Raw genomic sequence first — 26,014 nt, forward strand, 5'->3', positions numbered from 1 at the left:
GGGGCCCCCCCCCGGGCGGGGGGCGGGGGGGCGCGGGCCTTCCGTCCCCACCCCGCCCGCTGTGGGTGGTCCCAACCCCCCCTAAACTTGGGGCGGCGCCCCCCCGGGCCCCCCCCGACTTCTTAAAGCGTTTCTTCGCTGGGCTGGTTCAGGTGACCAGAAAAGACGATGCGGTAATCGACAGATGCGGAGAGAGGCTCGCGAAATGGATCTGGTTTGCGCCTCCGACGCCGTCGCTGTCGAAAGAAAGAGCTCCCGTCGAACTGTTGTAGATAATGTGATCGGAACTGTCATGCGCGGCTTTGCCGGCAAAGAAAGCGTCCGACGAGAGGCCCCCCTGATCGAGACCGGCAAAGATGGAATGATCGAGGTGGATTTTGTCCTGGGCTTTGTTGAAATCAGTGATCTTGTCGACGTTTCCAGCACCAAGGGCGGTACTGAACACGAAGGCATCTCTGCCCCCACGCCCGCTCAACGTATCGGCTCCGCCGCCGCCGTCGATCTTGTTGCTACCGGCATTGCCTTGAATGGTCTGTCCGAATTCGTTGCCGGTCAGATTGATGGCGGCCTTGCTGGATGCCTTGGTGGTTGCGAGTTGCTCGATATGCGAGCCAGCCGAAAGAGCGAAGCTCACCGAGGCAAGAACCTTATCGGCGCCGCTTCCTCTCTGCTCCACCACCTTGTCGTGGGCATTGTCGACGTAATAGGTGTCATTGCCGCCATAGCCGGTCATCTTGTCGGCGCCACCGCCACCATTGATCTTGTTGGCGCCGCCATTCCCATAGATGGCTTGACCGAATTCGTTGCCGGTCAGGTTGATGGACGCCCTGCCACCCGAACTGGCGGTGGAGAGCTGCTCGATATGTGAGCCCGCCGTAAGAGCGTAACTCACCGAGGCCACGACCTTGTCGACCCCGCCGCTTGGCGCTTCCATCACCTTGTCATGGGCATTGTTGACGAGATATTTGTCATTGCCCGTGGTCGCGTGAAAAACGTCTGCGCCGCGCGTGCCATGGAATATATGATCGCTGTCCGACGGGGCCGGCGCGGCGGGAGCAGGGGCGCCGGCGTCGCTTGGCGGCGTGGTCGGGGTATCGATCGGATCGCTTGCTGGAGGGGCGGCAGAGCCACCGGTGCTTTGGAGGTTGTGCTGCTGGAAGAAGGCCTGCAGTGCCGGCGAATTCTCCAGAGCTGTGTCTCCGTTCTGCGAGCCCCAGGCATAGGCATAATCGAAGGCAGGCGACGGAACCAGTGCTGCCCAATGATCTATCATCGTTTGCATCTGTTCCGTCGTTGGCATCTGATGCTTCCCGCCCGTGTCGGTCGTCCAGTTGCCACCGCCAAAAGTCTGGTAGACCGGAATGATCTTGTCGATCGGGATGCCGGACTTCACTGCCGCGCCCACGGCCCTGTCGATCATGTTGTAGTCGACCGTGCTCACGTCATCGCGCACCGGGTACGGGTCCAACCCGTAATAGTCGATGCCTGTATTGGCCGGATTATAGGTGTTGGAAAAATCCGGATTTGTAGGAGACCCCATATTCATCATGGTGACGAAGGTCTTGGCGCCCGGAAAATGGGAATGGATCCAATCCGATTCCGCTTTCAGGTTTTCGGCAGTTGCATATGTGCCCCACCTGCCGGTGGGATCTGGCTCGTCCATCAGGAAAAATCCGAACACCTTCGGGTTGTTCAGAAATGGTGTAACTTTTTCAATGAAGGAGGAGGTGACGCCGTCATGCGCGCCGAGATAGACGAGGCCTTTCATGCCGTCCGGCAAAGCATTGACCTGCGAGAGATATTGAACATCGACCAGGTTGAACCCGGCGGTTGCGACTTCGGTGGCTGATCCACCGGACGCATAATGGAGTGTCATCCAATGATCCTTTGGTTGATTCGATTTATGCCCCGCGTCTGCTTAGGTGATTGCTACATTAGGATGAAATCAAATACGAAACACAGCGAGATAGAATGTTTGATTGATCTAAGTTGTTGCTCAGTAGCAGGTATTTTGCTCAGCCGACTGTGGCACCTTTGAAAGTGTTTGGGAGCAAGGACATACGCCTCTTTTGCCGGCTCCGTTCTGACCAGTTCCTTTAGCGAAAATCGTCATTTTTCGTGAAGTTATCCCCAGACAGGGAGACGTCGGCGGCCGCGTTTCGCCGGTTCATGCCACGAATCCGCTGCATTTTCCTCAAAGTCGACGTATGTAAGCAGAGCGTAATAAGGGGGGCGACGGATAGCGGCTGCTATGCGCATCAAGAAAGGTTTGAGCCATCACAACTTACGGAAGTAACGGCGCGGCAGTGTCGCGCGAACGACCGCTGGTCATGAAAACATCGGGGGCTGGTTCTCCCGAGCTACGTTCCGCCATTCTCGCCTGCATGCCTGGGCTGCTTGGCGTGGCGCTGTTCTCGGCAGTGATAAACATTCTCGCTCTGACCGGTTCGGTCTATATGTTGCAGATTTACGATCGCGTTCTGCCGTCGCAGAGCGTTCCCACCCTGGTGGGGTTCACGATCGGCATGCTGGGTCTGTATGCGGTCCATGGGCTTCTGGATTTCGTGCGGCTTCGCGTGTTGGTCCGCATCGGCAGCCGTCTCTATAGGAATTTGCAGCAAAAGGTGTTCTCCATCTCCCTGTCCTTGCCGCTCAAGGCAGGGCGTGATGCGGACCGTCTGCAGCCTTTGCACGATCTTGACCGACTGCGCGGCTTTCTCTCCGGAACGGGACCGACGGTCATCTTCGACGCCCCGTGGATCCCCTTTTATCTGCTGATCATTTATTTGCTCCATCCTTCGCTCGGCCTGCTGGCGACGGTCGGCGCGATCGCTGTGGTCCTCATAACAGCGATCGCGGAAGTGTTTAGCCGAGGCCCCGCCGCGCGTGCCTCGGAGGAGCTGCTGTCGCAGCGGGCGCTTGCCGATTCCGGCCGGCGCAACGCCGAAGTCGTTCACGCAATGGGGCTGTCTGGTCGACTGGCTCGACGCTGGAGCGACGTCAGCCGAGCCTATCTCGCCCAGCAGGAACGTCTCTCTGACGTCGTTGGTGGCGCCAGTTCGCTGTCGAAGGCCCTGCGGATGGCGTTGCAGTCCTGTGTTCTCGGTCTCGGCGCTTACCTGGTGATCGGCGGCGAGGCTTCACCTGGGGTGATCATCGCATCTTCCATTTTGCTTGGCCGCGCCTTGGCCCCGGTGGATGCTGCGATCGCAAACTGGAGAGGCTTTCTGTCGGCCCGGCGCAGCTATTCCGAGCTGGCAGCGGTCATGGCGGCATTCGGCCGCCAGGACGAGCCAATGGAGTTGCCTCGGCCGCAGGCGCGGTTTGCGGTCGAGCAATTGACCATTGCGCCGCCCGGCTTGCCAAAGCCAACCGTGGTGAATGTGAGCTTCCATCTGTCGAGAGGCGCTGGGATGGCCGTAATCGGCCCAAGCGGTTCCGGCAAGACAACTTTGGTGCGTTCGTTGGTCGGAGTGTGGAAGCCGCTCCATGGCTCGGTGAGATTGGACGGCGCCTCTCTCGATCAATGGAACTCGGAACAGCTCGGCGCCCATATCGGCTACATGCCGCAGGATGTGGAGTTGTTTGACGGCACGGTAGCAGACAACATTTCGAGGTTCCGAGGCAAGACGGATCCAAAAGGCGTCCTTGCGGCGGCAAGAGCAGCCGGCGTCGAGAAAATGATAATGCAATTCCCTCAGGGATTTCAGACCCGCATAGGCGAGGGCGGAGCGGCCCTGTCGGCAGGGCAGAGGCAACTCGTGGGTCTCGCCCGAGCACTTTATGGCGAGCCGTTTCTTGTCGTGCTCGACGAACCGAACTCGAACCTCGACGTGGACGGAGACGCTGCCCTGGCCGGCGCCATACGGACAGTGCGTCAGCGCGGGGGCATCGTCATTGTCGTTGCGCATCGTCCTTCGGCACTCGCGAATATCGATCAGGTGCTGGTTATGTCGAATGGGACGGTTCATGCCTTTGGCTCGCGCGAGCAGGTCTTGGCGAACGTGCTCCGACCTTCACCGCCTGTTTCACCTCGGCCATCTTCTTTGGCGCCGATACCGGGTGTTGCCGGACATGCATGAAGCTCTGCTCGAAACATTCGTCGCTTTCTCATCGTATGCTCGGACCCTTCGTGGCAGCAAACGGGCTGCCGTGAGCGCGCCAGATCTGTCGGACGGTATACGGGCCAACCTGATATTCGGTTTGGTGATTACAGGTCTGCTGGTCCTTGGCGGCGGCCTGTGGCTGGGGTTGACCAACATCGCCGGCGCTGTGGTTGCACCGGCCACCGTGGTGGTGGAAACCAACGTCAAGAAGGTCCAGCATCAAACCGGAGGCACAGTGGGCGGGATCTTCGCGCAGGACGGAGATCATGTACGAGCCGGCGACGTGCTGGTCAGACTGGATGACACGCTGACTCGCGCGAACCTGCAAATCATCAGTGAGGATCTCGATCGCGCGACCGTCCGGCTCGCTCGGCTGGAGGCTGAGCGAACGGGCCTGGCGGAAATGCAACTGCCGGTCGGCCTGAAGGCGCGAATGAACCAGCCGGAGCTGGCTGCGCTCGTCAATGGCGAGCGCGCGCTCTTTGAAACGCGCGCTTCGGCTTTGGCTGGACAGAAGGCACAGTTGAGAAGCCAATCCCAGCAACTTGAACGTCAGATCGACGGCCTCAAAGCGCAACAGAGCGCGGTGGATGAATCGGTTGCTCTGCTGAATAAGGATTTCGCCGACGTTGATTCCCTCTACGCCAAAAAACTCGTCTCCAAGGAGAGGGTGAGCAACATCAGGCTGGATGCCACCCGGGCCAGGGGAGAATCGGGGCGCCTCGCTGCCGCAGTAGCTGAAGCGCAGGCGCGCATTAGCGAAACGGGGTTGCAGATGCTGCAGCTGGATGACCAAAGGCGCACTGACGTGACGACCGAACTCCGCGAGACGGAAGCCAAGCAGACCGAACTCAACGAACGGAGGATTGTGGCCCAGGATGAATTGACCAAGACAACGATCCGCGCGCCGCAGTCCGGAACAATACAGGAATCGGCTGTCCATACCGTCGGCGGCGTTATCGCGCCTGGCGAGATGCTCATGACCATCGTGCCTGATGCCGACGATCTTGTGGTGGACGCGCTGATCCCTCCGTCGCGGGTCGACGACGTCCGGCCAGGGCAGCCGGTATCGATCCGTTTTCCGGCGTTCGACGTGGGAACCACTCCGGTCTGCCAAGGGTCAGTGAAACACATCTCGGCAGATCTGATTAAAGATCCGCAACGTCAGCTTTCCTATTTCTCGGCGCGGATCAAGGTCGAAAGCAAATCGAATTGCCTGACCGAAGCGAAGGTGCTGAGGCCAGGTATGCCCGCCGAGGTTCATATCCGCACCGATGAACGCAATGTCTGGTCTTATCTGTTGAAACCCTTTGCGGATCAGATGTCCAAGGCGTTTACGCAGTGATGGCGAGGAGGCGAGGCGAGTAGGATATCGGGATTTCTGGCGGCCCGACGGCTTTTTGGGGGCGGGCGGCCGTCGAGCCTAACCGGCGGCGCGGGGATGAAGCGCCTCCGGCTGGAGGAAACATGCGCGTTATGTGCCGCTACCGCATCATTCGAATAGCGAGGCAGTTTGTCCGCTGTCGGTAGTTTTTTGCCCAATGAAATAAACGAACGCGAATGGCGGATGGCGGGCGAGCGGAACCGCAACATTACCCATCAAAGATCAATGTTGCTGTGGTGCGAATTGCGGGGGCGGCCAATCCCCGTGGGCGTCGTGCTGGCAGGAGCTTGCGCAGCCATCGAGCATCACTGGACGGTGGCCTGAGGCGAGTTTGCCAGCCGTGATCTTGCAAAGACTTTTCTATCCCCGTCCAAAATATGCCTGGTACCACTCGACGAACCGCCCCACCCCTTCGGTCACTGTCGTCGTCGGGCGGTAGCCGACCGCCTGCTCCAGCGCCGAGGTGTCGGCGAAGGTATCGGGCACGTCGCCGGGCTGCAGCGGCAAGAGTTCGACGATGGCTTTGCGGCCCAGCGCGTTTTCCAGCGCCTCGACATAGGCGGTCAGCTTCACCGGGTTGTTGTTGCCGATGTTGAAGATGCGCCAGGGGGCGCTGCTTGTGGCCGGATCGGGACGGCTGGAGTCCCAGGCGGCATTGCCCGTGGCCGGGCTGTCGCTGGCGCGGATCACGCCTTCGGCGATGTCATCGACATAGGTGAAGTCGCGCGTGTGATTGCCGTTGTTGAACAGCTTGATCGGCGCACCGGCCAGGATGTTCCTGGTGAACAGGAACAGCGCCATGTCCGGGCGACCCCAGGGACCATACACCGTGAAGAAGCGAAGCCCGGTCGTCGGCAATCGGAACAGATGGCTGTAGCTGTGCGCCATCAGCTCGTTGGCGCGCTTGGTCGCGGCGTAGAACTGCAGCGGATGGTCGGCCGGACGATGTTCGGAAAACGGCATGTCGGTGTTGGCGCCGTAGACACTCGACGTGCTGGCATAGGTCAGGTGCGCGACGGCGCTGTTGCGGCAGGCCTCCAGCATGTTGGTGTAGGCGATGATGTTGCTTTCGACATAGGCATGCGGGTTTTCCAGGCTGTAGCGAACCCCGGCCTGGGCGGCGAGATGGATCACCCGGTCGAATGCATGGTCGGCAAAGCAGGCGTCGACCACGCTCTTGTCGGCGAGATTGCCGCGGATGAAATGATAGCCGGCATTGGTCTTGCGGCTCGCCTCGTCCAGGAGCCGCAGCCTCGCCTCCTTGATCTGCGGATCGTAGTAGTCGTTGACGTTGTCGATGCCGACGACCTCGTCACCGCGCTCCAGCAGCCGCTTGGCTACGTGATACCCTATGAAGCCGGCCGCGCCGGTGACCAGAACCCTCATCAGAAGCGCCCATCCGTAACATGCCTGGGGAACAGACCCTTGATGTCGTAGATGACGCCCGGGGTCTTGGAGGACATTAGCTGATCTGGTCGCGCGGAGTTACCCTCGCCGTGAGGTGAAGGCAAACCGGTGATAGGAGGCTCAACCAAGATCGATATTCGCACTTACAAACCTTCGGTCTCTTCGTCGTCGAGCATCTGTCACCTCAGCGCACCCTTGTCTGCGCGTGTGGGACGCCGGCTTTGTACCCAACCGAATACAGGCACGGGAGTTCCATTCCTGCACGGAATGGGGTGGGAGAGCCGCACTTCATTGCTGGCGATGCTGAATAGGCGCCATGAACCAGCTTCGCTGATCCTGGCGCTCACCGGCGTGCCCTTCAGCTCCTCAAATCGGGATCCCGTTCGGGAAAAACGAGACTGGCCAATGGACGCCCGATCGTCTCGCTGCTCCAAACGTCCGCTCCTGGCTCTTGGAGCTGTAAGGGGTGCCATGTCGGCTGGATTACCGCCCCCAGACGACGGCATTCTCGTGCCGTTTGATGATGTGCTTCAGATTCTCGAAGGCGGTCGTGACGTGGCCGGCGAAGCGCTCTGCCGCCGGCGAGCGCGGTCCGCTGACCCGGCGCAGGATGCCGAGTGAGCGGCTGGGCTGCGGAATTTCATAGGGCAGCACCGTCACCCGGTTTTCCTTGCGCTGCGCGAAGACCACGGAGAATGGCAGCACCGCCAGCGCATCGGTTTCGGCAAGGAAGTTGATCACGCTCATCAGCGAGCCTCCCGAATAGCGGACGTTGAGGTCCGACATGCCGATGCTCATCAGGATCATCTGCAGGTCCGACATCAGCGGAGAGCCGGGTAGGGGGGCTACCCAGGGAAAGCTGGTCAGGTCATGCGCCCTGAGGCGGCGATTTCGCAGCAGGGGATGGTCGGGCCGGCAAGCCACGACGTTGCGTCCGGGCAGGATTTCGGTGAATTCGAAGCCGGGTCCCAGGTCGAGCACGCCGATCGGCACGATCCCGAGATCGATCTGGTTGCTCTCCAGCGCCGCGACCATCTCGGGCAGGTTCATATAGCTTTGCTGAACGGTGACCTCGGGTTCGAGCTTCTGGAATTCTCCGATCATCCGGCTGATCATCGCATCCATGAAGAAGGGCACGCCGCCGACACGGACGACGCCCTTCGTGCCTTTCATGAAGCCCTGGACCGCATCCGACGCCTTGCGCGACGCGGTGATGATCGTGCGGCCCTGCGCCGCCAACTGGAAGCCGAGCGGTGTCGCCTGCAGCGGCCGGCGACCCTTGAGGAAAAGCGGCTCGCCCACCCGCGCCTCCAGCATGGCCAGCGATCGACTGACCGCCGGCTGGGTCAGGCCCAGCATAGCGGCTCCTTCCGACACGCCGCCGGCATCCAGCACCGCGGCGAGCTGCATGAGGTGGCGCTCGTTCAGCTTCATAGCAAAACGCTATACAAGGGACGCCACATCTCATCAAGCATCGCGTCGGGCCGTGCTATCCCGCTTGGCAAGGGGAAGGGAGGCCCCGGCGGAATGCACGGCCAGCACGACCCGAAGCGAGATGAATTCCCCAAGGCGATCTCGACGCAGGCCGAGGAATTCTCACGGCGCCTGACGGCAATGGGCCAGTCCCGCCTGGCGGCGGCGGCGCAGGCAGCCGTCGACGGTTTGCACGCGCTGATCGTCGAGCTGCGACCCTCGGGCGAGGAGTTCCGTCAGGCGATCGATTTTCTGACCGAGGTTGGCCACTACGCCGATGCGCGGCGCCAGGAATGGGTGCTGTTCGCCGACGTCCTGGGCGTGTCGTCGCTGATCGAGGATCAGAACAGCCCGCGCCCTGTTGGGGCGACCCCAAACACCCTGGCCGGCCCCTTCTACCGGGCCGACGTGCCGGTGATGCCGCTCGGCGCGAACATCTCGCGCGATCACAAGGGCGAGCCGCTGGAGGTTGCGGGCCGGATCGTCGCGCTCGACGGCGATGCGATCGGCGATGCGATGGTCGAGATCTGGCAGGCCAATGCCGAGGGTCTCTACGAGAACCAGGAACCCGACAGGCAGCCGGAATTCAATTTGCGTGGACGGTTCCGCACCGATCCGCAGGGACGCTTCGTCTTCGTGACGGTGAAGCCGAAGGGCTACACGCTGCCATCGGACGGACCGGTCGGTCAATTGATGTCGGCGCTTGGCCTTGGCCTCGAGCGGCCGGCCCATATCCATTTTCGCGTCTCGGCGGAGGGCTTCGAGACGCTGACGACCCACATCTTCGACCGGTCGGACCCTGCGATCGGCCGGGATGCCATCTTCGGGGTCAAACCCGAACTCATGGCCGAGTTCCGCGCGCTGCCGCCCAACGGAGGAAAACGGAAGCACGCGCTCGACCTCAACCTCGTGCTCTGTCCACAGCGGCGGGGCGAAACCGAAACCTCTGGGAGGAGATGACCGATGGCACGTGTCAGCGGCTACCACCATTTGACGCTCTCGACCGACAGCGCTCAGGAAGATTTTGATTTCTATACCAAGGCACTGGGCCTGCATTCGGTGAAGCGCACCGTCTTGTTCGACGGCGTCATCCCTGTCTATCACCTCTATTACGGCTCGCCCAACGGCGATGCCTCGACGATCATCACCACCTTCCCGTTCCGCAAGCCAGGCGTCTATGGCCGCCGCGGGTCCAACCAGTCGCGCACCATCATGCAGTCGATTCCCAAGGGGGCCGCGGATTTCTGGGTCGACCGGTTGAACGCGCGCGGCATCGAGGCCATCAAGATCACTCGTTTTGGCGCCGACCGTGCGGCTTTCGCACATCCCTGCGGCATTCCGCACGAGCTGGTGGAAAGCGACAGGGATACGCGCGCGCCGATCACCAACGAGGCGCAGGGCATCGGCAAGGCGCACGGCATCAAGGGAATATACGGCGCCGTGGTGGCGGTGATGGACCGCACTGCGATGGACGACTTCCTGACCATCGCGTTGCCGCTGGAGAAAGAGGCTGACGACCATGAGGGACTGGTGTTCCGCGTGCCCGACGCGACCGGCGTCGCTCAGCGCGTGGAGGTCATTGTCGACCGCGACAGCCCGCAGGGCACCTGGACGCTGGCGGGCGGTACGATCCACCACCTCGCCCTCAACACCGGCGACGAAGAGAACCAGCTGAAACTGCGCGCTCATATCGAGGGTCTCGGCTTCACGGATATATCGGAGCAGAAGGACCGCAACTACTTCAAGTCCTGCTATGTCCGCTCGCCCGGCGGCGCGCTGTTCGAAATTGCCTGGACCACGCCGGAAGGCTGGGCCAAGGACGAGCCTCCGGGCCAGATCGGCAAGACGCTGGTCTTCCCGCCGTGGTTCAAAGATCGTGAGAGCGAATTGCAGGTCGGCCTGGAAGAGGCGGACTTCACGTGAGTTCAGGCAGCGGTCCGCTCCGGCTTGGGCCAAGAGGCCCGGAGGCGAAGGCGATCTGCGTCTTCGTCCACGGCCGTGGCCAATCGCCCGAAGAGATGCAGTCCCATGTGCTGTCGCGGCTTTCCGCAACCGCCGTGGCCTTTATCCTGCCGCGTGCACCACACGGCATGTGGTGGGAGGCGCGTGCCGTCGACCCGTTGACGCCGGTCGCCCGGGCGCAGCTTTCCGACGCGCTCGACCACCTTGCGGCCGCAATGGTCGCGGCGCGGGCCGAACTGCCCGGACTGCCGCTTCTTCTCGCGGGCTTCTCGCAAGGGGCGTGTCTGTCGATCGAATACCTCTGCGCGGGGCTGCCGCCGCCGGATGCTTTGGCGGCCTTCACGGGCTGCCGTGTCGGCGTTCCGGCGGACGAAAGATCCGAGGCCGCGCCGGCCGGAATGCCGATCTATCTTTCCGGCGGCGATGCCGATCCCTGGATACCAGTCTCGGCGTTTGCCGATGCCGCGCAGTCGCTGGGCCGCATTGGCGCGAGCCTGCGGGCCGATCTCTTCCCGGGACGGGGCCATGAGGTCTCGGACGCCGAGATCGTCATGCTGGGCACGATCCTCGACGACCTCGCGGCCGGGCGCGGCCCGCGCATGGAGGCGGCGCGATGATGGACAGCTTCACCTTTCCGGGCCTGACGACACGGGTGGTCTTCGGTGCCGGCACCATAGCTCGCGTCGAAGAGGAAGTCCGGCGGCTCGGCCATGACAAGGTGATGGTGCTTTCGACACCGCATCAGATGGGCGATGCGGAAAGACTGGCCGTAAGCCTTGGTGGCCTCGCCGCCGGGATCTTTGCCGGCGCGGTCATGCATACCCCTGTCGAGGTCACGGAAAAGGCCGTCGGTGCCTTCCGCGGCAGCGGCGCTTCGGCGGTCGTCAGCCTCGGCGGCGGCTCGACCACCGGGCTCGGCAAGGCCATTGCCGTGCGCACGGGCGCCGACCAGGTGGTCATTCCCACCACCTATGCCGGCTCGGAAATGACCGACATCCTCGGCGAGACGGCGGCCGGCGAGAAGACTACCCGCCGCTCGCCGGACATTCGCCCCGAGACGGTGATCTACGACGTCGATCTGACACTGAGCCTGCCGGTAAGTCTCACCGTCACCTCGGCGATGAACGCGATCGCTCATGCGATGGAGGCCTTGTATGCCCCCGATCGCAACCCGGTGATCGTGCTCATGTGCAGGGATGCCATGATTGCCTTCAAGGACGGCATTCCAAGGCTGATCCGCGACCCGCAGGATCGCGCGGCGCGGACGCAGGCGCTCTATGCGGCCTGGTGCTGCTCGACCGCGCTCGGCTATGTCTCGATGGCGCTGCATCACAAGCTGGCGCATGTCTTCGGCGGCTCGTTCGATACGCCGCATGCCGAGACCCACGCCATCCTGCTGCCGTACACGACCGCCTTCAACGAAACGGCGGTGCCTGATCTGTTGCGTCCGATCACTAGGGCATTCGGTGGTGGCTCGGCGGGCGGCGGGCTCTGGGATTTCGCACAGTCGGTCGGCTCCCCGCTGAGCCTGAAGGCGATCGGCATCGAGGAGGCCGATCTCGACCGCGCGGCGGCGATCGCGGTCAAGAATGCCTATGCGAATCCGAGGCCAATCGATCCAGGATCGATAAGGGAACTCCTTCAGGCGGCGTGGGAGGGACGCCGTCCGGGGGCTTGAGAATAAAACAAGAGGGAGGAACTACACATGATCACAAGACGTAGCCTACTGAAAGCCTCGGCGGCGACAGGCCTGGCGCTGGCCGGTTCGCGCCTGGCGACGCCGGCCATCGCGCAAGGCGCCAAGATCCGCCTGGGCTATGTTTCGCCGCAGACCGGGCCGCTTGCCGGCTTCGCGGAGAGCGATGCCTACAACATCAAGGCCTTCCTCGCTTCCGAGGCAGGCAAGAACTTCGAGGTCATCGTCAAGGACAGCCAGTCGAACCCCAATCGCGCGGCCGAGGTGGCGAAGAGCCTGATCGTCGATGACGAGATCAACCTGATGCTCGTCGGCTCGACGCCCGAGAACACCAACCCAGTGGCCACCACCTGCGAGGCGGAGGGCGTGCCGGTCATCTCGACGATGGCGCCGTGGCAGCCCTGGTTCATCGGCCAGCAGGGCAGTCCGGCCGATCCGGCCTCGTGGAAGCCTTTCAACTTCGGCTATCATTATTTCTGGGGTCTCGAAGACATCATCGCCGTCTACACCGGCATGTGGAAGCAGCTTTCCACCAACGGCAAGGTGGGCGGGCTGTTCCCCAACGATGCCGACGGCAATGCCTGGGGCGACCCGAAGAATGGGTTGAAGCCCGGCCTCGACGCCGCCGGCTTCAGCCTTGCCGATCCTGGCCGCTATCAGAACCTTTCGGACGATTTCACCGCGCAGGTCAACGCCTTCAAAGCCGCCAATGCCGAGATCGTTACCGGGGTGGTCATTCCGCCCGACTTCACCACCTTCTGGAACCAGGCCCGCCAGCAGGGCTTCAAGCCCAAGGCGGTGACGGTGGCCAAGGCGATCCTTTTCCCGCAATCGGTCGAGACGCTCGGCGACGCCGGCCACAACCTCTCGTCCGAGGTCTGGTGGTCGGCCTCGCATCCGTTCAAATCGTCGCTGACGGGCGAGAGTTCGGCCGAACTCGCTGCGGATTTCACCGCCAAGACCGGCCGTCCCTGGACCCAGCCGATCGGTTTTGTCCATTCGCTGTTCGAGGTGGCGGCCAATGTCATGGGCCGCGTGTCGGATCCAACCAATGCCGAGGCGATCGCGGCGGCGATAGCGGCCACCGACATGACGACGGTAGTGGGCAAGGTGGCCTGGAGCGGTGCGGGATTGCCACCTTTCGCCGCGAAGAACGTCTGCAAGACGCCGCTCGTTGGCGGGCAGTGGCGCAAGAAGGCCGGTGGCGGCTTCGATCTGGTGATCGTCGAAAACGCCGGCGCCTCCCAGATACCCACCGCCGGCAAGATGGAAGCCCTGGCCTGACGCTGCCGAGGGCGGCTGATACCGCCGCCCTCGTTCGGCGCGACCCAAGGATGACAGTGATGATACTCAGGCTGGAAAACGTTTCGAAGTCCTTCGGCGCCTTGAAGGTTGCGGATTCCGTGACCGTCAGCGTGCCGCGCGGCGAAGCGCTGGGCATTATCGGCCCGAACGGCGCCGGAAAATCGACGCTCTTCAACCTGATCACCGGCAACTTGTTTGCAAATGAGGGTCGCATCGAATTGCTCGGCCGCGACGTGACCCGTGCTCCGGCGATGGAGCGGGTGCGCATGGGCGTTGGCCGCAGCTTCCAGATTCCGCAGCCTTTCGAGGGGCTGACCGTGTTCGAAAATCTCTTGACCGCTGCCGCCTTCGGCCGCGGCGCACGCGAGGCCGAGATGGTCGACGATTGCGCTGGTATCCTCGAGGAGACGGAGCTTCTCAGGAAGGCCAATTTCGTGGCCGGCTCGCTGAGCCTTCTCGACCGCAAGCGCCTCGAACTCGCCCGCGCCCTGGCGACAGGCCCTGAGCTTCTGCTCCTGGACGAGATCGCCGGCGGTCTGACGGAGGGCGAATGCAAGGCCCTGGTCGCGACGATCAAGGCGATCCACGCCAGGGGCACGACAATCATCTGGATCGAGCATGTGCTGCACGCCCTGAATTCGGTGGTCGAGCGGCTTCTCGTGCTGGATTTTGGGCGTGTGATCGGGATCGGTGCGCCTGATGAGATCATGGCCTCGAAGGCGGTTCGCGAAATCTATCTGGGGCTCGAGGTCTGATGCTGGAAACGCGCGGCCTCACCGCGAATTACGGCCAGTTCCGGGCGCTGTTCGGTGTGGATATCAGCGTGGCCGCGGGCGAATGCGTGGCGATCATCGGCGCCAATGGCGCCGGAAAATCCACGCTGATGCGCTCGATCACGGGCGTGATCGGCAACGAGCCCGGCATGGTGCTGCACAGGGGCGAGCCGATTGGCGCGCTGTCTTCGGCCGAGATCATGAAGCGCGGCATTGCCATGGTGCCGGAGGGGCGCCGACTGTTCCCTTCGCTGACCGTCGAGGAAAACCTGCTGGTCGGCGGGCAAGCGCGCAAGGTGCCGGGGCCGTGGAACCTCGACGCCGTCTATGACCTTTTCCCGATCCTGCGCGAGCGGCGCAAGAGCCCCAGCACCGCGCTCTCGGGCGGCCAGCAGCAGATGGTGGCGATCGGCCGGGCGCTGATGTCGAACCCCCAATTGCTGCTCTGCGACGAGATCAGCCTCGGCCTCGCGCCGGTCGTCATCCGCGATATCTACGCAGCCCTTCCCAGGATCCGCGAAGGCGGCGCCGCGATCGTGCTGGTGGAGCAGGATATCGGCAAGGCGCTGGCGGTGGCCGATCGCGTCTACTGCATGATGGAGGGTCGCGTCACGCTGGCCGCCAGGGCGGCTGAGGTCACGCGCGAAGACATCCATTCCGCCTATTTCGGAGTGGCGGCATGACGCGGCAACCGAGGCTCTGTCATCTGCTCGCGCAGCGCTCTTATGGCCTGATCGAGGTGGCGCGGCGATGATCTGGCTGGACACCCTCGTGCAAGGGATTCTGCTGGGCGGGCTCTATGCCTTGTTCGCAGCGGGATTGAGCCTCGTCTTCGGTATCATGCGGCTGGTGAACCTCGCCCATGGCGACCTCATCATTCTTGCCGCCTATCTGGTTTTGATGGGCGTCACGCTGCTCGGCCTGTCGCCCTGGATTGCCGCTCTGGTCGCCATGCCGGTGATGTTCGCGCTCGGCTGGCTGCTGCAGACCGCCGTTCTGAACCGCGTGCTGGGCAAGGACATCCTGCCGCCGCTTTTGGTCACCTTCGGCCTGTCGGTCGCCCTGCAGAACGGCCTGCTCGAGGCCTTCTCCGCCGACAGCCGCCGCATCCCGGTGGGCGCGTTGGAAGGGGCATCGCTCGATCTCGGGCTGGTCACGGTGGGGATCATGCCGCTGATGACCTTTGCCTCGGCGATCGTGATGATCATTGCGCTCAACGCGCTCTTCTACCACACCGCCCTCGGCCGTGCCTTCCGCGCCACCTCGGACGACGTCGTGACGGCGGGGCTGATGGGGATAGAGCCGAAGCGGATCTTCGCGATCGCCACCGGGATCGCCATGGTCGTCGTGACGCTGGCGGCACTCTATCTCGGCATGCGGGCGAACTTCGATCCTTCGATCGGACCGGCGCGGCTGATCTATGCCTTCGAGGCGGTGATCATCGGCGGCCTCGGCAGCCTGTGGGGGACGCTCGCGGGCGGGATCATCATCGGCGTGGCGCAGACGTTTGGCGCCGCGCTGAATCCGGAATGGCAGATCCTGGCCGGCCACATCGCCTTCCTGGCCGTGATGCTGCTCAAGCCGCGCGGGCTTTTTCCGCGCGCAGTGGATTGAGGGCGGCATGTATCGACTGACAACCCGCACCCGCGCCGGAACCGTGACCGCGATCATCGTGCCGATCTTCATCGTCGCCGCGCTCGCGCTGCCTGCCGTGGCCTCGCGTGGCGTCATACAGGATCTCTTCTTCATCCTCACCATGCTGACGCTGGCGCAGATATGGAACCTGCTGGCGGGCTATGGCGGCCTGGTGTCGGTGGGCCAGCAGGCTTTCGTTGGCATCGGCGCCTATGCGATGTTCGCCGGCGTGATCCTGCTCGGCTGGAATCCGGTCCTGGCGATCCCGCTGGGCGGCCTTGCCGCTCTGGTGCTGGCGGTTCCGACGGCCTTCTTCGCGTTCCGTTTGCAGGGCGCCTATTTCGCCATCGGCACCTGGGTGATCGCCGAAGTGACGCGACTGCTGGTCGCGCAGTGGAAGGCGCTCGGTGGCGGCACCGGCACCTCGCTGCCGCGCGAGGCGACGAGCAGTATCCTGGGCACCGATGCGGTCCGGGCGCTGTTCGGGGTCCGCGAGGCCGCGGCACGCGATGTTATGGCCTACTGGCTGGCTTTGGCGCTGCTCGTGGCCGTGACGGGAGGCATTTATTGGCTGCTGCGCAGTCGCCTCGGGCTGGCGCTGGCGGCCGTGCGCGACAATGTCGACGCGGCGCAATCGGTGGGCGTCGATACCGGCCGGCTCAGATGGGCGGTCTTTCTGATCGCCGCGGCCGCCACCGGGCTGACCGGCGCGCTGATCTTCCTGCAGACGGCCCGCATCTCGCCGAGCGCGGCCTTTGCCGTCACCGACTGGACCGCCAACGTCATCTTCATTGTCGTCATCGGCGGCATCGGCACCATCGAGGGGCCGATCCTCGGCGTGCTGGTCTTCTTTGCGCTGCGTTCGGCGCTGGCCGACTACGGCAGCTGGTACTTGATGACGCTCGGCCTCATCGCCGTCGTCGTGATGCTTTTTGCACCAAAGGGGCTGTGGGGCCTGATCGCGTCCCGCAATGGCCTGCACCTGTTTCCGGTTCGCCGCAGGCTGACCGGTCCGAAGATCGAGGGAGGAATTTGATGGCGGATATCGAAACCGACGTGCTGATCATCGGCACGGGCCCAGCCGGCTCGGCCACGGCGGCACTTCTGTCCAGCTACGGCGTGGCCAACATGATCGTCAATCGCTACCGCTGGTTGTCGAACACGCCGCGTGCCCACATCACCAACCAGCGCACCATGGAAGTGCTGCGCGACCTCGGTCCGGATGTCGAGGCGGAGGCCATGATGCACGCCTCGCCGCAGGAGCTGATGGGCGAGAACGTGTTCTGCGAAAGCCTGGCCGGCGAGGAGATCGGCCGCATGAAGAGCTGGGGCATCCACCCGCTCTCGAAGGCCGAACATCTCCTGTCGTCTCCCTGCTTCATGAACGATCTGCCGCAGACCTTCATGGAGCCGATCCTGTTCAAGTCGGCCTGCGCCCGCGGGACGCAGGCACGCATGAGCACGGAATATGTCAGCCATGTCCAGGATGCGGACGGCGTGACGACGACCTGCCACGATCGGCTGTCGGGCAAGGATTTCACCGTGCGGTCGAAGTTCCTCGTCGGTGCCGACGGCGGCAACTCGCTGGTGGCCGAGCATCTGGGCCTGCCGCTCGAAGGCAAGATGGGCGTCGGCGGCTCGATGAACATCCTGTTCAGGGCCGATCTCTCGAAGTATGTCGCCCACCGGCCAAGCGTCCTCTACTGGGTCATGCAGCCCGGCGCCGACGTCGGCGGCATCGGCATGGGCCTCGTTCGCATGGTGCGGCCCTGGACCGAGTGGCTGATCGTCTGGGGCTACGACATCAACCAGCCGCCGCCGGACGTGACGCCGGAACTGGCCACCAGCGTCGCGCGTCAACTGGTCGGAGATCCCGCGCTCGAGATCGAGCTCCTGGGCGCGAACACCTGGACCGTGAACAACTGCTTCGCCACGCACATGCAGAAGGGGCGGGTGTTTATCATGGGCGATGCCGCGCACCGGCATCCGCCCTCGAACGGGCTCGGCTCGAACACATCGATCCAGGACGGGTTCAACCTCGCCTGGAAGCTTGCCAAGGTCATCAAGGGGCAGGCGGGGGTCGGGCTTCTGGACAGCTTCTCGGCCGAGCGCGCACCGATCGCGCGCCAGATCGTGACACGGGCGAACCAGTCCATCGCCGAATTCGGACCGATCTTCGAGGCGCTCGGCATGGACGGCGGCGTGGATCACGACAAGATCCAGAGGAACATGGAGGCTCGCGCCGATGCGACGCCCGTCGCCGAAGCGCAGCGCGAGGCGCTCCGCAAGGCCATCGCCTTCAAGAAGTACGAGTTCGACGCCCATGGCGTCGAGATGAACCAGCGCTATGCGTCGGGCGCGGTGGTGACCGACGGCCAGCGCGAGCCGGCCTTCGAGAAGGATCGCGAGCTGCACTATGCGCCGACAACCTGGCCGGGCGCGCGCTTGCCGCATGTCTGGGTCTTCGAGCGCTCGGGCAGGAAGGTCTCGACGCTCGATCTTTGCGGGCATGGCGAGTTCACGCTGTTGACCGGCATTGGCGGAGAGGCGTGGGTCGCCGCGGCGGAGACGGTGGGCGCGGAGCTCGGTCTGCCGATCCGCAGCCATGTGATCGGCCCGCGCCGCGCGATCGAGGATCATACCGGCGACTGGGCCGGCGCACGGGAGATCCGCGACACCGGCTGCCTGATCGTCCGTCCCGACCACCACGTCGCCTGGCGCTCCGAAACGCTGGCGGCCGAGCCGGCGGCCGAACTGCGCCGGATCTTCAAATCCGTTCTGGCGCGCTGAGGAGGATCGCATGATCGACGAACACGAATCCGGCTATTTCACCGAAGCGAACTCGGCCGAGGTCGTGGTGGCGCGGAACAGGAACGCCAAGGACGAGCGGCTCAAAGAGGTGATGGAGGTCATCACCCGCAAGCTGCACGAGGCGGTGAAAGAGATCGAGCCGACACAGGAGGAATGGTTCGGCGCGATCATGTTCCTGACGCGGACAGGCCAGATCTGCAACGAGTGGCGGCAGGAATACATCCTGGTGTCGGATGTTCTCGGTATCTCGATGCTGGTCGATGCGATCAACAACCGCAAGCCGTCGGGCGCCTCGGAATCGACGGTGCTGGGACCCTTCCACGTCGCCGACGCCCCCGAACTGCCGATGGGCTCCAACATCTGCCTCGACCAGAAGGGCGAGCCCATGTTCGTGCATGGCCGCATCCTCGATACCGAGGGCAAGCCGATCGCAGGCGCCAAGATCGACGTCTGGCAGGCCAATGACGAGGGCTTCTACGACGTGCAGCAGAAGGGCATCCAGCCCGACTTCAACTTGCGCGGCGTCTTTCGCACCGGCACGGACGGGCGCTACTGGTTTCGCGGCGTGAAGCCCAAATACTACCCGATCCCGGATGATGGCCCGGTCGGCAAGCTGCTGGGCGCGCTGGGGCGTCACCCCAATCGTCCGGCGCATCTCCACTACATCGTCGAGGCCGAGGGCTTCGAAGCGCTGACCACGCACATCTTCGACCCGGACGACCCGTACATCGATTCAGATGCCGTCTTCGGCGTGAAGAAGAGCCTGCTCGCCGAATTCCGCAAGGTCGAGAACGCCGAAGCTGCCGCCAGGGTCGAGGTTGCGGCCCCGTTCTACGACGTGGAGTTCGATTTCGTGCTGTCGCACAAAGGAGGAAACTGATGGCCGCACTTGAGAAGATGTTCGATGTCAGAGGCAAGTCGGTGATCGTCACCGGCGGCGCCGGCGGCATCGGGCAGGCCTATGCCGAGATCATGGCCGAGCACGGGGCGAAGGTCTGCATCTTCGACCTGAACCCTGCCGGGCTTGACACGACCGTGGCCGCGATCAGGGCGGTGGGTGGCGATGTCTGGGGCCAGGTTGTCGACGTCGGTGACCGTGCGGCCATGGCCGCAGCCTTCGACAAGGTCGCCGGGAAGGCGGGCTCGATCGATGTCGTGTTCGCCAATGCCGGGATCGATGCCGGGCCGGGCTTCAACACCCCGACGGGCGAAAGGAACCCCGAGGGCGCCATCGAGAACCTGCCCGACGAGCACTGGGACAAGGTGATCGAGATCAACCTGACCTCGGTCTACACCACGATCAAACATGCCGTCCGGCACATGAAGCCGAATGGCGGCGGCCAGATCATCGTCACGTCGTCCATTGCATCGCTGATCAACGAGAGCATCGTGGGCACGCCCTACATGCCCGCCAAGGCCGCGGTGAACCATCTCGTTCGCCACATGGCGATGGAGCTTGGCGCCTACAACATCCGCATCAATGCCATCCTGCCCGGACCGTTCATCACCAACATCGCCGGCGGTCGGCTGCGCAATCCGGCGGACCGCGAGGCCTTCGAGGCCCAGTCGCTGCTCGGTCGGATCGGCGACCCGGAAGAGATCAAGGGCCTGGCGCTTTATCTGGCGTCGCCTGCCGCTTCCTACGTGACGGGCTCTCTGATCGTCATCGATGGCGGCTCGCTGCTGCGGATGACCTGAACACGCTTTGAACTGAGACCGGTCCCGTGGGCCGGAGAAACTTAACCCAGGGAGGAACCGACGATGAGCTACTACAACAGACTGGTGAAATCGGGCTTGCGGCCCAGCCGTCGAAGCGTGCTGAAGGGGATTGGAGCCGGCGTTGCCGCCAGCACGCTTGGCATGCCGGCCTATGTGCGCGCCGCGACCGCCGGGAAGATCAAGCTGGGTTACCTCAGCCCGACGACCGGACCGCTCGCCCTTTTTGGTGAAACGGATGGCTACACCTTGCAGAAGATCCGCGCCCTGCTCGGCGGCCAGCTGCAATGCGCCGACGGCAATACTTACGAAATCGAGATCCTCGACCGCGACAGCCAGTCCAATCCGAACAAGGCATCGGAAATCGCCGGCAATCTGATCCTGAACGACGAGGTTCATCTGCTCGTGCCGGCCTCGACCACCGACACGATCCTGCCCGCGGCCGAGCAGGCCGAACTTTATGAAACGCCCTGTATTTCCTCGGGCGCTCCCTGGCAAGCGGTGATCATGCCGCGCGGCGGCGGCAAGCAGACCTTCGACTGGACCTATCATTTCTTCTGGGGCCTCGACGAGGCGTTGAACACCTTCGTCGGGCTCTGGAACCATTTGGAGACCAACAAGAAGGTCGGGATGCTGTTCCCGCAGAACATCGACGGCGAGACCTGGGGCAACGACGAATATGGCTTGCCAGCGCCGACCCGCAAGGCCGGCTACGAGGTCGTGGTGCCCGGCTATTTCCAGCCCCGCACCAATGATTTTTCCGCACAGATCGCCGAGTTCAAGAAGCAGGGCTGCGAGATCATCGGCGGCATCACCTATCCCGACGATCTGAAGACCTTCGTCACCCAGTGCAACCAGCAGGGCTTCAAGCCGAAGGCGGTCACGGTGGCGGCGGCGCTGCTGTTTCCAGGCGGCGTCGAGGCGATGGGTCCTCTGGGCAACGGCATGTCCTCGGAGGTCTGGTGGACGCCGGCCTTCCCGTTCAAGTCGTCGCTGACCGGGCAGGTCAGCAGCGACATCGCCAGCCAATGGGAAGTCGATTCGAAGCGCCAGTGGACGCAGCCGTTGGGCTATTCGCATGCCTTGCTCGAGGTTGCGCTCGACATCCTGAAGCGCTCTTCCAATCCGCTTGACCGTACGGCCAACCGTGACGCTCTGGTCGCTACCGATCTGCAGACCCTGGTCGGTCATATCAAGTTCGACGGCTCGCCCCACAAGAACATCTGCAAGACGCCGATCTTCGGCGGCCAGTGGGTGAAGGGCGAGAAATGGCCCTATGACCTGAAGATCGTCGACAACACGGTCAATCAGCTTTTCGCACCCCAGCAGGCTATTCAGCCGATCGCCTGGTGACATGAGCGGGGACGCGGGCAGAGCTATGGATAGAGAAATCCTGCTGAAAGCGCACGGCGTGTCGAAGTCTTTCGGTGCTGTCCGCGTCCTGCATGAGGTGAGTTTCGACGTACATCGGGGCGAGGTGCTGGGCATCCTCGGCCCGAACGGGGCGGGCAAGACGACGCTGTTCAACATGATCAGCGGCGATTTGAAGGCGTCCGGCGGCGAGATCCAGCTCGGCGACACGGCGCTCCGTGGCGAGCCGCCCTTCCGGCGCTGCCAGATGGGGATCGGGCGGACCTATCAGATCCCGCGTCCCTATTCCGGCATGACCACCTTCGAAAACCTGCTGGTCGCCGCTGCTTTCGGCGGCGGCCGGTCCGAGAAGCAAAGCTATGCTTTCTGCGCCCAGGTCCTGCGCGATTGCGAGCTCTCCGACAAAGCCAATGTCTCGGCCGGCGCTCTGACGCTGCTCGACCGCAAACGGCTGGAGCTGGCGCGCGCGCTGGCGTCGGATCCGAAGCTGCTGCTGCTGGACGAGATCGCGGGCGGGCTGACCGACGATGAATCGAAGGCGCTGGTGGCGCTGGTGCGCCGCATCCGCGACCGCGGCATCACCATCGTGTGGATCGAGCATGTGCTGCACGCACTGCTGGCGGTGGCCGACCGGCTGCTGGTGCTGAACTTCGGCGAGAAGATCGCCGAAGGCGTGCCCGCCGAAGTGATCGCGCTGCCCGAGGTCCAGCGCGTCTACATGGGGATCGAGGTATGACGGCTGTTCTTTCCACCCACGGGCTCTTGGCCCGCTATGGCGACTTCCAGGCGCTCTACGGCGTCGACATCGAGCTGCACCAGGGTGAGGCCGTGGCTCTGATCGGCGCCAACGGGGCTGGAAAATCCACCCTCCTGCGTTCGATCATGGGCCTGCTCCCGGTTGGGCGCGAGATGGTGCTGCTGCACGGCGAGCCGGTCGGCGGCACCGCCACCGACCGCATGGTGCAGAAGGGCGTCGCTATCGTGCCGGAGGGCCGCCGCCTCTTCACCGGCATGTCGGTCGAGGACAATCTTCGCGTCGCCATCGACCAGGCCGCGCGCATGGGCGCCAAGGGCGGATGGACGCTGCCGCGGTTGCATCAGCTGTTCCCGATCCTCAAGGAGAAGGCCCGCACGCAGGTGCAGAGCCTCTCGGGCGGGCAGCAGCAGATGGTGGCCATCGGCCGCGCGCTGCTCTGCCAGCCGCGCGTGCTGCTCTGCGACGGATCAGCCTCGGTCTTGCGCCCAAGGTGATCCGCGAGATCTATGCCGCCTTGCCCGAAATCCGCGCCACTGGAACGGCGATGATCGTGGTCGAGCAGGATGTCGGTCTCGCCCGAACCGCCTCGGACCGCCTCTACTGCATGCTGGAGGGGCGCGTGACCCTGACCGGCAAGTCCGCCGAGATCACGCGCGAGCAGATCGGCAAAGCCTATTTTGGAGCGGGCCATGGAGTGGTTTGACGCCTTGGTGCAGGGGATCCTGCTGGGCGGCATGTATGCCCAGTATGCGCTCGGCATGGCGCTGATGTTCGGCGTCATGCGGATCGTCAACATCAGCCACGGCGATCTGGTGATCCTTTTGTCGCTGATCGGCATTTCGATCGCCACGGCCTGGGGTCTGGGACCGCTGCCTGTGCTGATCGTGCTGGTGCCGCTCGCGGTGCTGATGGGCTGGGTGCTGCAGAAGGCCGTGCTGAACCGCGTGGTGGGCAGCGATCCGCTGCCCTCGCTGATCGCGACCTTCGGACTGTCGATCGCGCTGCAGAACCTGATGCTCCAGATATGGTCCGCGAACAGCCGGTCGTTGCCGGGCCACGGGATCGAGAGCCAGTCCATCGAGATCGGCGGTATCTATATCGGCCTCCTGCCGCTGATCGTGCTGGCGGTCGCCACGGGACTGACATGGGGCCTCGACCTGACGCTGAAGCGCACGCGCTTCGGCCGGGCGCTCCGCGCCGCGTCGGCCGATGTCGAGGCGGCGGCGATGACCGGCATCAACCCGCGCGCCGTCTATGCGATGGCGACAGCGGCGGCGGTCGGCATCCTCGGCTTTGCCGCCGTCTTCCAGGCGCTGCGGTCGACCGTTGCGCCGGCCGATGGACCTGCCCAGCTTATCTACGCGTTCGAAGCGGTGATCATCGGCGGCATGGGTACGGTATGGGGCGCCTTCGCCGGCTCGATGGTCCTCGGCATCTCTCAGGCCATCGGCTTCCGCATCGATCCGGGCTTCGGCGTGCTTGCCGGACATATCGTCTTCCTGGTCGTGCTGGCGACCCGCCCGCAGGGTCTGTTCGGAAAGGCATTGTCATGAGTGCGATCCCCTATGTGGCAACAACCGAGGTGCCCGAGGTCCTGGTCCAGCGCCAGACCCGGTCCGGTCGCATCGCGATGACGCTGGCGGTGCTGGCGATGATCGGTGTTGCTGCCATGCCGTGGTGGGCCTCGACCGGCACCATCCGGTCGATTCTGGTGCTGTGCTCCTACATCGCCGTCGCGCAGATGTGGAACCTGCTCGCCGGCTATGCCGGCCTCGTCTCGGTGGGCCAGCACGCTTTCATGGGTGCGGCCGGCTATGCGCTTTTCGTGCTGGCGCAGACTTACGGCATCAATCCGTTTGTGGCGGTCTTCCTTTCGCTTCTGGTGCCGGCCGCGCTGGCCGTGCCGATCTACCTGCTGCTGCACCGCCTGGATGGCCCCTATTTTTCGATCGGCACATGGGTTGTGGCCGAGGTTTTTCGGCTGACCGCCTCGAACCTGCCGCTCGTCAATTCCGGCGCGGGCATGTCGCTTCGCGTGATGAAGGACTATTCGGCCTTCGAGCGGAATGTCGCCATGTCGCTGCTCTGCGCGGGGATGCTGCTCGTCACGCTGGGCGGCAGCTACTGGCTGCTTCGCTCGCGCTTCGGCCTTGCGCTGATCGCCATGCGCGACAATCCGGGCGCGGCCGCGAGCCAGGGCGTGAATGTCGTCAAGCTGCGCTTCCTGATCTACGTCGCGTCGGCGGTCGGCTGCGGTCTTGCTGGGGCGATCTATTTCATGGCGCAGCTCCGCATCACCCCGGGTTCGGCCTTTGATCCGATGTGGGCGAACGTCGCGATCTTCATCGTCATGGTCGGTGGAATCGGCTCCATCGAGGGCGTTCTGATCGGATCCCTGATTTTCTTCATCGCGGACCGCTGGTTCGGCGAATACGGCGCGACCTATTTCGTTGTCCTCGGCCTGATGACGCTTCTGGTCGCGCTCTACGCCCGGACGGGCATCTGGGGCCTGATCACGAAACGGTGGGATGCACCATGGTTCCCGATCCGACGCAAGCTTGTTGACCCGAACCGCTGACGAGGAGGATTCATGAAAGCCGCCATCTTCGATAGGGTCGGCGTCCCGCTGCGGATCGGCACGGTGCCGGACCCGACGCCGGCACCGGACGAGGTCGTCTTGCGTGTCGCCGCCTGCGGCATCTGCGGCAGCGATCTGCATATCACCGAGGATCCCGTGCCTTTCGGCATCGAGGCAGGCTTCGTGCTCGGCCATGAATTCTCTGGGGACATCGTCGCGGTCGGATCGGAGGCAACAGGCCTTCGGATCGGTGACCGTGTCGCCGTCGCGCCGATGCGCGGTTGTGGACACTGCGAGGCCTGTGAGCGAGGCGATCCGGCGCGCTGTCGCGAGATGGAGCTGATCGGCGGCGGCTATGCGCAATACGCGACTGTGGCCGCACGCCAGTGTCATATCCTGCCCGGCGATGTGGCGCTCGAGGATGGCGCGCTGGCCGAGCCGCTCTCGGTTGCGCTGCATTGCATCGTCCGCTCGGGCATGAAGCCGGGGGATCGGGTTGCCATCCTGGGCGCTGGGCCGATCGGGCTGCTCGTCGCCTTCTGGGCGCGGCGGATGGGCGCGTCGCGTGTCGTCGTCGCCGACATTCACGGCCATCAGCGCGAGCGTGCGCTTGCTCTCGGCGCGACCGGCTTCGCGCTTTCCGGCGAAAAGCTGGCGGAGAATCTCGCCGACCTCTGCGGCGGGGCGCCCGATATCGTCTTCGAATGCGTTGGCAAGCGCGGCCTCATCGGCGCGGCGGTCGAAGCGGTACGGCTGCAGGGCACGGTGGTCGGGGTCGGCCTCTGCCTTGGCGGAGACCAGTGGGACCCGTTCATTGCGCTGACCAAGGAGGTGAACCTGCTGTTCTCGGTCTTCTTCCATAAGCGAAACGAATTCGGCGTCGCCCTCGATGCGCTGCGCGGCGGACCTTTCGCACCGCAGGCGCTGATCACCGATCGGATCGATCTCTCACCGGTTCCGCAGATATTCGAGAGCCTTCGCCGCCGCACAACGCAATGCAAAGTGCTGATCCAGCCGGACCTTGTTTGAGGAGGAATAAA

General features: G+C 63.8%; 22 protein-coding genes and 1 pseudogene. 20 read left to right on the forward strand and 3 right to left on the reverse strand.

Annotated elements, in window-relative coordinates; all coding sequences use genetic code 11:
• Positions 1–148 precede the first annotated feature (148 nt).
• Positions 149–1,768: a calcium-binding protein gene (locus NKI66_RS04970; protein WP_245273057.1), complete on the reverse strand. Its 1,620-nt coding sequence runs from the start codon at positions 1,766–1,768 to the stop codon at positions 149–151.
• A gap of 562 nt (positions 1,769–2,330) precedes the next feature.
• Between NKI66_RS04970 and NKI66_RS04975 the strand changes: the two genes are divergently transcribed.
• A complete protein-coding gene (locus NKI66_RS04975) occupies positions 2,331–4,082 on the forward strand; it encodes a type I secretion system permease/ATPase (RefSeq protein ID WP_352751124.1) in 1,752 nt (583 codons plus the stop codon).
• The gene (locus NKI66_RS04980) at positions 4,075–5,451 is read left to right on the forward strand and encodes an HlyD family type I secretion periplasmic adaptor subunit (RefSeq protein ID WP_023808938.1); all 1,377 of its coding nucleotides are present in this window, start codon (positions 4,075–4,077) and stop codon (positions 5,449–5,451) included. Before NKI66_RS04975 ends, NKI66_RS04980 begins: the two co-directional genes overlap by 8 nt.
• 399 nt (positions 5,452–5,850) lie before the next feature.
• Here the strand turns inward: NKI66_RS04980 and NKI66_RS04985 are convergent, their stop codons facing one another.
• Positions 5,851–6,876, reverse strand: a complete 1,026-nt coding sequence (locus NKI66_RS04985; protein WP_352751126.1) for an NAD-dependent epimerase — start codon at positions 6,874–6,876, stop codon at positions 5,851–5,853.
• Between the two features lie 504 nt (positions 6,877–7,380).
• Entirely contained in the window at positions 7,381–8,331 is a 951-nt protein-coding gene (locus NKI66_RS04990; protein ID WP_023808937.1) for a LysR family transcriptional regulator, read from the reverse strand.
• A gap of 93 nt (positions 8,332–8,424) precedes the next feature.
• Here NKI66_RS04990 and NKI66_RS04995 point away from each other — a divergent pair, with 93 nt between their 5' ends.
• From NKI66_RS04995 to NKI66_RS05080, 18 genes and pseudogenes are all read left to right on the forward strand, one after another.
• Positions 8,425–9,330 (forward strand): dioxygenase family protein, encoded by a 906-nt coding sequence (locus NKI66_RS04995; protein ID WP_023808936.1) that lies wholly within the window; start codon positions 8,425–8,427, stop codon positions 9,328–9,330.
• Between the two features lie 3 nt (positions 9,331–9,333).
• Positions 9,334–10,293 carry a VOC family protein gene (locus NKI66_RS05000; protein WP_023808935.1) on the forward strand — a complete coding sequence of 320 codons (960 nt, stop codon included), beginning with the start codon at positions 9,334–9,336 and terminating at the stop codon, positions 10,291–10,293.
• Positions 10,290–10,949 (forward strand): alpha/beta hydrolase, encoded by a 660-nt coding sequence (locus tag NKI66_RS05005; RefSeq protein WP_023808934.1) that lies wholly within the window; start codon positions 10,290–10,292, stop codon positions 10,947–10,949. Before NKI66_RS05000 ends, NKI66_RS05005 begins: the two co-directional genes overlap by 4 nt.
• Positions 10,946–12,010 (forward strand): maleylacetate reductase, encoded by a 1,065-nt coding sequence (locus NKI66_RS05010; protein ID WP_023808933.1) that lies wholly within the window; start codon positions 10,946–10,948, stop codon positions 12,008–12,010. Before NKI66_RS05005 ends, NKI66_RS05010 begins: the two co-directional genes overlap by 4 nt.
• A gap of 27 nt (positions 12,011–12,037) precedes the next feature.
• Positions 12,038–13,312, forward strand: a complete 1,275-nt coding sequence (locus tag NKI66_RS05015; protein WP_023808932.1) for an ABC transporter substrate-binding protein — start codon at positions 12,038–12,040, stop codon at positions 13,310–13,312.
• A gap of 59 nt (positions 13,313–13,371) precedes the next feature.
• Positions 13,372–14,088, forward strand: coding sequence for an ABC transporter ATP-binding protein (locus NKI66_RS05020; protein ID WP_032908626.1), 717 nt, complete (start codon positions 13,372–13,374; stop codon positions 14,086–14,088).
• Entirely contained in the window at positions 14,088–14,789 is a 702-nt protein-coding gene (locus NKI66_RS05025; RefSeq protein ID WP_023808930.1) for an ABC transporter ATP-binding protein, read from the forward strand. Before NKI66_RS05020 ends, NKI66_RS05025 begins: the two co-directional genes overlap by 1 nt.
• A gap of 67 nt (positions 14,790–14,856) precedes the next feature.
• On the forward strand, positions 14,857–15,720 hold the full coding sequence (locus NKI66_RS05030; RefSeq protein ID WP_023808929.1) for a branched-chain amino acid ABC transporter permease: 864 nt from the start codon (positions 14,857–14,859) through the stop codon (positions 15,718–15,720).
• A gap of 7 nt (positions 15,721–15,727) precedes the next feature.
• Positions 15,728–16,777, forward strand: a complete 1,050-nt coding sequence (locus tag NKI66_RS05035) for a branched-chain amino acid ABC transporter permease (RefSeq protein WP_352440111.1) — start codon at positions 15,728–15,730, stop codon at positions 16,775–16,777.
• Complete coding sequence (locus NKI66_RS05040) at positions 16,777–18,531, forward strand: FAD-dependent oxidoreductase (protein ID WP_352751129.1); 1,755 nt, start codon at positions 16,777–16,779, stop codon at positions 18,529–18,531. Before NKI66_RS05035 ends, NKI66_RS05040 begins: the two co-directional genes overlap by 1 nt.
• A 10-nt stretch (positions 18,532–18,541) precedes the next feature.
• Positions 18,542–19,432, forward strand: coding sequence for an intradiol ring-cleavage dioxygenase (locus NKI66_RS05045; RefSeq protein ID WP_352751131.1), 891 nt, complete (start codon positions 18,542–18,544; stop codon positions 19,430–19,432).
• Positions 19,432–20,250 carry an SDR family NAD(P)-dependent oxidoreductase gene (locus tag NKI66_RS05050; RefSeq protein ID WP_023808925.1) on the forward strand — a complete coding sequence of 273 codons (819 nt, stop codon included), beginning with the start codon at positions 19,432–19,434 and terminating at the stop codon, positions 20,248–20,250. Before NKI66_RS05045 ends, NKI66_RS05050 begins: the two co-directional genes overlap by 1 nt.
• Before the next feature lie 63 nt (positions 20,251–20,313).
• Positions 20,314–21,621: an ABC transporter substrate-binding protein gene (locus tag NKI66_RS05055; RefSeq protein ID WP_023808924.1), complete on the forward strand. Its 1,308-nt coding sequence runs from the start codon at positions 20,314–20,316 to the stop codon at positions 21,619–21,621.
• Positions 21,622–21,646: 25 nt separating this feature from the next.
• Positions 21,647–22,375: an ABC transporter ATP-binding protein gene (locus NKI66_RS05060; protein ID WP_023808923.1), complete on the forward strand. Its 729-nt coding sequence runs from the start codon at positions 21,647–21,649 to the stop codon at positions 22,373–22,375.
• A pseudogene (locus tag NKI66_RS05065) lies at positions 22,372–23,099 on the forward strand (ABC transporter ATP-binding protein). Before NKI66_RS05060 ends, NKI66_RS05065 begins: the two are co-directional and overlap by 4 nt.
• Positions 23,086–23,949, forward strand: a complete 864-nt coding sequence (locus tag NKI66_RS05070; RefSeq protein WP_023808921.1) for a branched-chain amino acid ABC transporter permease — start codon at positions 23,086–23,088, stop codon at positions 23,947–23,949. Before NKI66_RS05065 ends, NKI66_RS05070 begins: the two are co-directional and overlap by 14 nt.
• Positions 23,946–24,974, forward strand: coding sequence for a branched-chain amino acid ABC transporter permease (locus tag NKI66_RS05075; RefSeq protein WP_023808920.1), 1,029 nt, complete (start codon positions 23,946–23,948; stop codon positions 24,972–24,974). Before NKI66_RS05070 ends, NKI66_RS05075 begins: the two co-directional genes overlap by 4 nt.
• A gap of 12 nt (positions 24,975–24,986) precedes the next feature.
• Positions 24,987–26,003 carry a zinc-dependent alcohol dehydrogenase gene (locus NKI66_RS05080; RefSeq protein ID WP_023808919.1) on the forward strand — a complete coding sequence of 339 codons (1,017 nt, stop codon included), beginning with the start codon at positions 24,987–24,989 and terminating at the stop codon, positions 26,001–26,003.
• The last annotated feature ends 11 nt before the right edge of the window (positions 26,004–26,014 follow it).

The sequence above is a fragment of the Mesorhizobium sp. M0518 genome, assembly GCF_040321125.1.
Classification (GTDB): Bacteria; Pseudomonadota; Alphaproteobacteria; order Rhizobiales; family Rhizobiaceae; genus Mesorhizobium.